This window comes from Rahnella sp. ChDrAdgB13 (genome assembly GCF_017655185.1).
In the GTDB taxonomy this organism is placed as follows: Bacteria; Pseudomonadota; Gammaproteobacteria; order Enterobacterales; family Enterobacteriaceae; genus Rahnella; species Rahnella contaminans.
Map to the genome: position 1 here is coordinate 1 of NZ_JAEMGT010000205.1, position 2,734 is coordinate 2,734.

Below are 2,734 nucleotides of genomic sequence, written 5' to 3' on the forward strand. Positions count from 1 at the left end.
CGCCACCATCGTCTGGGATGACATTGTGGACGCGAAGCTGACGCTGTATCCGTATGACGACGGCGGCGACACCATCACTTACCAGAATTTCACCGTCCAGACCGTGGGCGACCAGTACAACGTGGATAACGAAGCGCGGGTGAGCATCACCGGCTTTGCGCTCAACCGCATCACTGAATAATTGAGGAATAATGATGACCGGAAACGAAAAAACGCTCTCAGGCATCCTTGAAATCGGGGTGGAATATGAGGGGAAAGTTCACCGTGATTTTACCCTGCGCCTGCCAACCGTTGGGGATGAAATTGACGTGGGGGGTTCGGATGTTCCTGATGCCGGGTTCCGCGTGGCCCTGATGGCGGCCAGCCTGGTGTCGCTGGGTACTATCCCGAAAGGCGCGATCACCTATGAGCTGCTTTGTGAAGAGCTGTGCGGTGAGGATTTTGGGCTAATCCTCAAGGCGCATGAAGACCTGAAAAAAAAGCGGAAAGCGCTGAACGAAAGTACCGCGACTTCACCCATGCCTGCGTCAGGCTCAGAAAGTACGGGTATCGCGACAAAGACGTCCGCGCTTTTAGTGCTGTAGAACTTGCCTCCCGTCTCGATGCGGTACTCCGCATCGAGAACCCTCAGGCCTGGCTGAAAAAAGAACGCGGTGAAGGAAAAACCTTCGTCAGCGTCCGCCGCAAATCCCCCTCACCCCGTAAATACCGCAGGAAATAACGCATGGCTGGCCCATTCGAGACACAATTTAGCGTCGGCGTGAACGACAACGCTACGCCAAAAATTCGCAGCATCCAGGAAAATGTGAGGCGGATGCAGCAGGCGCGTGAGCGTCTCGGTGTGCGCGGTGAGCACACTATCCGGCGGGAAATTCAGCTGACTGAAGCCTCCCTGAACCGCATGGCCCGCAGCGGCACGCTGGGTGCCACCGAACTTGCCCGCGCCCAGGAAAAGGCGGCGGCGAAAATCACGCAGCTCCAGAAAGAGATGGCTGAAGCCGAGGTGCGCAGTTACACCTCCCGCAACACCGCCCGCGAGGCCTACACCGCGCTGGGGATAAGAAGTGAGCACGACATCCAGCGTGAGATCCAACGCACTGAAGCAGCCTATAACCGTCTGGAACGTTCGGGGGTGTTGTCTGCCAGCGAGCAGGCCCGCGCCTATGAAAAAATGACCAGTACGGTCGGAAAACTTCGCCATGAGCTGGGGGAAACTGAGCGGACGCAGAGTCGGCTGTCCAAGACGTTCAAAACCCTGGGGGCAATTGGCGGAGCCGTGGCGGGTGCCACGATGGCCCTGCGCAAACCGATCACCGATGCGGCGTCCTACGATTCCGCACTGCGTAAGCAGACAAACCTGGCCTACGGCAACAGTGATACGGCCGGGCGCGAAAGTGGATATCGCCGCATAGACCAGTCCATTCGTGATTCAGTGGACTCTAGCGGGGCCAGCCCGGAGGAAGCCTTCTCAGGGCTAGAGACTCTGCAACGCTCGGGCGTCGTCAGTACAGAGCAGTCTTATAAGTTCCTGCCTTATATTCTGCGAAACTCAATGGCGACCGGTGCTGATGCGGCTTCGGTCGCCAACACTGAAGCCAGCGCGGTGAATTTTGGGCTAAATGATAATGACGCGCCCGCGGCGCTGAGTGTGCTGACCACGATGGCGCAGCATGGGAAAATTGGCGTGCCCGAGCTGGCCCGTGAAATGCCGCGTGGGCTGGAATCGGGCAAGTCTGCCGGGCTTTATGGTCGGCGCGGATTTTCGCGCCTTAGTGCATTCTTTGAAGCCTCCGCCATTGGTGCTAAAGACCCGCAGGATGCGGCGACGAATGCCAATGATTTTCTGGCCGAACTGTCTTCCAGCAACCTAGCTAACAATGCCAAGCGCATCAAAATCAACGGCAAGGGTATCGATATTCGCGGTGCAATGCGCTACGACCTGGCCCACGGCAAAGACGCGCTAGATACGGTCACCGGTGTCATCGGTAAAATAGATGCCTCAGACCCGGAATACGGGCGGCTTCAGAAAAAACTGTCACATGCCAGCACCGATGAAGAACGGGAGAAACTGAACGCACAAATCGCGCAGATCCACGGTCAGCACATCGCCCAATTATTCCCCAACCAGCAATCACGAAACGCTTACATCAACTTTGACCGCCAGCGGGATTACTTTAACCAGATGACGGGCGAAGGTGAAGATCAGTTCACGCAACCTGACGAACAGCGTTCCGCGACAAAAGATTTTAATTTCACCAAGGCAGGCCCGGAATGGGAAAACAACCGCGCGAAATACAATACCGAACTGACCAGTGACGCGGCCCTGAAGACCCCGACAGACATCATTGGCCATCTCATGAACGACCTGGCCGACTTGGAGAAAAAATTCCCTGTTTTGGGGGCGGCGGTATCCGGTACTACCACCGCCTTTAAAACGCTGGCGAGCAGTTATGGCGGCGCAGTGCTCACGGGGGCCGCTGGGGGCTGGGGAATTAAAACGCTTAAAAACTGGCTGGGTAAAGGCGGTGATGTTGTCAAGGATGGCATTGAAGCCACTGAAGATATTGTAGGCGGCACAGCTGGTAAACCTGGCGTGTTTGGCCGGGTGGGTTCATGGCTGGCTGGCGGCGGCAAGCGCCTGGTTTCGGGCGGCGCTGATGTACTTTCAGACGGGCTTATTGATAACCCTGTAACGCTCGCCCTTGCCGGGCTGATTTACCCTTCCGATACGGTC

Annotated in this window: 2 protein-coding genes and 1 pseudogene; all 3 read left to right on the forward strand. The window is 56.9% G+C overall.

The genetic code is table 11. The features are described from left to right. Nucleotides 1-181 (forward strand): annotated as a pseudogene (locus J8X26_RS26680) (phage tail protein); the annotation flags it as partial. Between the two features lie 10 nt (nt 182-191). Then, the gene (locus J8X26_RS26685) at nt 192-584 is read left to right on the forward strand and encodes a hypothetical protein (protein WP_208952546.1); all 393 of its coding nucleotides are present in this window, start codon (nt 192-194) and stop codon (nt 582-584) included. A gap of 140 nt (nt 585-724) precedes the next feature. After that, the coding region (locus J8X26_RS26690; protein WP_208952547.1) for a phage tail tape measure protein at nt 725-2,734 on the forward strand (2,010 nt) is incomplete at its 3' end.